This is a genomic window from Kitasatospora sp. NPDC051170 (assembly GCF_044455705.1).
Classification (GTDB): domain Bacteria; phylum Actinomycetota; class Actinomycetes; order Streptomycetales; family Streptomycetaceae; genus Kitasatospora.
Map to the genome: position 1 here is coordinate 1 of NZ_JBITFA010000044.1, position 2876 is coordinate 2876.

The 2876-nt window shown below is 67.7% G+C and carries 2 protein-coding genes; one reads left to right on the top strand and one right to left on the bottom strand.

The genetic code is table 11. The features are described 5' to 3' along the window. A partial coding sequence (locus ACIBCA_RS37125) for a hypothetical protein (RefSeq protein ID WP_396287602.1) occupies positions 1 to 198 on the top strand: 198 nt, incomplete at its 5' end. A gap of 254 nt (positions 199 to 452) precedes the next feature. Here the strand turns inward: ACIBCA_RS37125 and ACIBCA_RS37130 are convergent. Beyond that, positions 453 to 2876: hypothetical protein (locus ACIBCA_RS37130; protein WP_396287603.1), on the bottom strand; the 2424-nt coding region annotated here is incomplete at its 5' end.

Here is a 2876-nt window from a genome sequence, read left to right on the forward strand (position 1 = left end):
GGCCGAGCCATTCTGGAATTCGGCGCAAAGCGCCTCATTGCCAAATTCAGAATTCCGCTTCGCGCAATTCTCCCGCCGTTCGTGACGCATTCCCGGGCCCTTTCCAGGCTGTTTCAACAATTCTCCGCGCTTCGCGCTCCGAGCCAAATTCACGGCTTTCCTGCCTCATTCTTTGCTGAATTCGAACCGAATTCATGAGGAGTTCAAGGCCGAATCCACGGCCATTTTCGGAGAATTCAAGGCCGATTATCCGTGGCATTGTCCCGCCTTTTCGACCCCGCAGGAAAGAGGGGCCCCGGACGGCTCGTTGACGATGTGGCGCAAAATTCCGGTAGCAGCGTGTATCAATTCGGGGCCGTCAGGAAATCCTGCCGGATTCGCCGTGCGGACCCCCGGCCGGGGCACGAAAAAGCCCCCTCGAAATGAGGGGGCTTTTCGCCGGAATGCGCCCGCTATTCGGCCGGAGCAGTGGCCGGAGGGAATTCACCAAGCCCCTCGTAATAGGCGTAGATTTCCGAGAAGGTGTATTTCTGCTTTCCCTTTTCGTCGGTTTCTCCGGCGGGGAAGTCCTTTCGGCGGCGCTTATTGGCGGTCATCGTGTTGGCGAGCTTCACGATGCCTCGCTCTTCCAATCGCCGGGAGATCTCAGCGAGGCTCAGCAGCTCCTCAGCGGGCGCGGCAGGTGCCTGCTGGGCCTGCCCGGCATCCTGGCCGTCGTGCCGGGCCAGGATGCCCGCCAGGGTGTCCCGCAGGGCGTCACCAGACCCGTCACCGGAGGCGTCATAGAGGCCGTCACCCTTCCTGAGTGTCACGCGTTGACCAGGCACGATGCCCGCCGGAAGGCCCGAAGCGGGGGTCTGGGCGGTTCCGGCCGCAGACGGTGACACGCGGCCCCGGAGCAGGCTCGGGATGCCCCTGGGGGAGTTGGCCGGCGGCTCGCTGTACAGGCCGTCGGGCTCGTATCCGTGCCGCTCGCGCAGGTCCAGGTAGAGCTGGTGGTAGATGGCCTCCGAGGCTTCCTGGACCGTCATTCCGGGCGGGGGCGTGAGGGCGTCCAGGGTGAACGGGACCTGATAGCGGACCGCATTTCCCTCATTGACGATGACCATGCGCCCGGCCTTGTTCACGCTGGGCGGCATGGGAACCGATCCGAAAAGGCGCTTCCACTGGCGTTCTTCGTAATTCCCGAGCGCCTTGAGGCGGAAGAGCGGCACCAGGCTGACATTGCCGAATTCGTTGTCCTTGAAGTCCTGGAAAACGGCAAGGATGTGAATGTTGGCGTCGCGCCCCAGGCGGAGAATCTTTCCGATCGACTCGCGCCAGATCGGATCGGCCGCCGATTCCTTGTCCTCTCCCGTCTTAATTCGGACGTTTTCCCACACCTGCTTGAGGAGGACGGCGAGTTCGTTCGACTCCTCCAGGATGAGGTAGATCGGGTCGAATGAGGCGCGGAGCCCCTGTTCCTTCTCGTAGAAGCGGGCCACCGCGACTTCGGCCAGCCAGTCAATTACCCGGCGCATGTCGATCCCGTTTTGCGGGTCGGTGTAGAGGTGCACGCCGGGAATTCCCCGGAGCGGCTTGAGACTGACCATCTTCGGGTCCACGCCGATAATGGTTCCGCGCTTCATGAGCATCTGCACGGCCAGCCACTGGAGCTTGGACGACTTGCCGCCACCGGTACCCACCGACATAGCCAGGTGAGGGGTCTCCCCGGACAGCTTCCGGATAAGCCCGTCGTGGTTCTCGTCCAGGCCGAGAAGGAATTCCTCCGGGCTGAGCTTGGTGAGCGCGGCGAGGATGCGAGGGTCGTTGATGTCCACCGCGTCCGGCGGCTCCGGGGTCGGCTTCGGCGGGGGCCGGTGGGCCCAGATCACGTAGTGCGGGCCCTCCATCAGGTGCCAGCGGCTCACCCAGTCGCCGGGGATGCGCGAGTTCACCAGCGCATCGAGGCCGGCGCGCTCGGCGTCGTGCCCGACGAACTCCATCGGCAGCTCCAGGCGGATCACGGCCGCGCGGTCGGCCACGGAGGCCGGGATGGTCAGCCAGTCCCAGAGCTGGTCCTTCTCGGGCAGGCGCAGGGTCGTCCGCAGCGCGGCCCACAGCGACGGGCCCAGGCGCGCTTCGTCGCCCACCAGGTCCCGCACCACGGGCGCGGGCTGGAGCGTCCAGAGCGCGTGGTGGCCTCCGCCCATCAGGCGCCAGGTGCTCGCCCACTCGCCCGGCAGCTTGCTGTTCACCACCTCGTCCAGGCCCGCGCGCTCGCGGTCGGTGCCCACGAACGCCGGGGGCAGCTCCAGGCGGACCGGCGTCCCGTTCTCCACGAAGGTGTCCGGGACGGCCAGCCACTTCTCTCGGGGCTCCTCCTCGTCCAGGCGCAGGGCCACCTTCACGGCCAGCCACAGGGCCGGGCCGTACACCTCCTCGTCGGTCGGCTCCGGCGGCGTCCAGTAGCCCAGCCCCTCGGGGCCGGTGGCGACCAGGCCGACGGCGACCAGGCCGACGGCCCCGGCGCCGAGCTGCACGCCGCCCGGGTACGCGCTGTAGAGCATCACGCCGCCGAAGACGGCCAGCCGCAGCGTGAGCACCCAGGCGTGGGCCCAGCGCGGGTAGGTCGCCGCCGAGCGCCACAGGGCCCGGGGCAGGACCCACAGGCCGCGCAGGGCCCGGCCGAGCCAGCGGGCGCCCACGGCGGCCCACACCGCCCCCAGGGCGGCCCAGTCGGCCAGCCTGAGGAGAAGGGCCGGCACCTTGCCCGCCAGGGTCTCCAGGTAGTCCTGGAATCCGGCCAGCTTGGCATCGAGGTCGAACGGCGCGGGCGCCGGCCCGGCCAGCGCCACCGAGCCCATCGCGGCCATGGCCTGGCGCTCGGCGATCGG